General features: G+C 53.1%; 1 rRNA gene. It reads left to right on the forward strand.

The annotated features are described in order from the left end of the window. Positions 1-16: 16 nt before the first annotated feature. Positions 17-1,548 (forward strand): 16S ribosomal RNA (locus tag KSW37_RS15530). Positions 1,549-1,560: the final 12 nt, after the last annotated feature.

The following is a 1,560-nucleotide window of genomic DNA, read 5'->3' on the forward strand; positions in this document are numbered from 1 at the left end:
GTAAAAATGATATTTTACAATGGAGAGTTTGATCCTGGCTCAGGATGAACGCTAGCTACAGGCTTAACACATGCAAGTCGAGGGGAAACGACATCGAAAGCTTGCTTTTGATGGGCGTCGACCGGCGCACGGGTGAGTAACGCGTATCCAACCTGCCCACCACTTGGGGATAACCTTGCGAAAGTAAGACTAATACCCAATGACGTCTCTAGAAGACATCTGAAAGAGATTAAAGATTTATCGGTGATGGATGGGGATGCGTCTGATTAGCTTGTTGGCGGGGTAACGGCCCACCAAGGCTACGATCAGTAGGGGTTCTGAGAGGAAGGTCCCCCACATTGGAACTGAGACACGGTCCAAACTCCTACGGGAGGCAGCAGTGAGGAATATTGGTCAATGGACGAGAGTCTGAACCAGCCAAGTAGCGTGCAGGAAGACGGCCCTATGGGTTGTAAACTGCTTTTATAAGGGAATAAAGTGAGAGTCGTGACTCTTTTTGCATGTACCTTATGAATAAGGACCGGCTAATTCCGTGCCAGCAGCCGCGGTAATACGGAAGGTCCGGGCGTTATCCGGATTTATTGGGTTTAAAGGGAGCGTAGGCCGGAGATTAAGCGTGTTGTGAAATGTAGATGCTCAACATCTGCACTGCAGCGCGAACTGGTTTCCTTGAGTACGCACAAAGTGGGCGGAATTCGTGGTGTAGCGGTGAAATGCTTAGATATCACGAAGAACTCCGATTGCGAAGGCAGCTCACTGGAGCGCAACTGACGCTGAAGCTCGAAAGTGCGGGTATCGAACAGGATTAGATACCCTGGTAGTCCGCACGGTAAACGATGGATGCCCGCTGTTGGTCTGAATAGGTCAGCGGCCAAGCGAAAGCATTAAGCATCCCACCTGGGGAGTACGCCGGCAACGGTGAAACTCAAAGGAATTGACGGGGGCCCGCACAAGCGGAGGAACATGTGGTTTAATTCGATGATACGCGAGGAACCTTACCCGGGCTTGAATTGCAGAGGAAGGATTTGGAGACAATGACGCCCTTCGGGGTCTCTGTGAAGGTGCTGCATGGTTGTCGTCAGCTCGTGCCGTGAGGTGTCGGCTTAAGTGCCATAACGAGCGCAACCCCTCTCCTTAGTTGCCATCAGGTTAAGCTGGGCACTCTGGGGACACTGCCACCGTAAGGTGTGAGGAAGGTGGGGATGACGTCAAATCAGCACGGCCCTTACGTCCGGGGCTACACACGTGTTACAATGGCAGGTACAGAGAGATGGTGTTCTGCAAAGCGCATCTAATCCTTAAAGCCTGTCTCAGTTCGGACTGGGGTCTGCAACCCGACCCCACGAAGCTGGATTCGCTAGTAATCGCGCATCAGCCATGGCGCGGTGAATACGTTCCCGGGCCTTGTACACACCGCCCGTCAAGCCATGAAAGCCGGGGGCGCCTAAAGTCCGTGACCGTAAGGAGCGGCCTAGGGCGAAACTGGTAATTGGGGCTAAGTCGTAACAAGGTAGCCGTACCGGAAGGTGCGGCTGGAACACCTCCTTTCTGGAGAGACGA

Origin of the sequence: Segatella copri (assembly GCF_019127135.1) — a bacterium.
Classification (GTDB): Bacteria; Bacteroidota; Bacteroidia; order Bacteroidales; family Bacteroidaceae; genus Prevotella.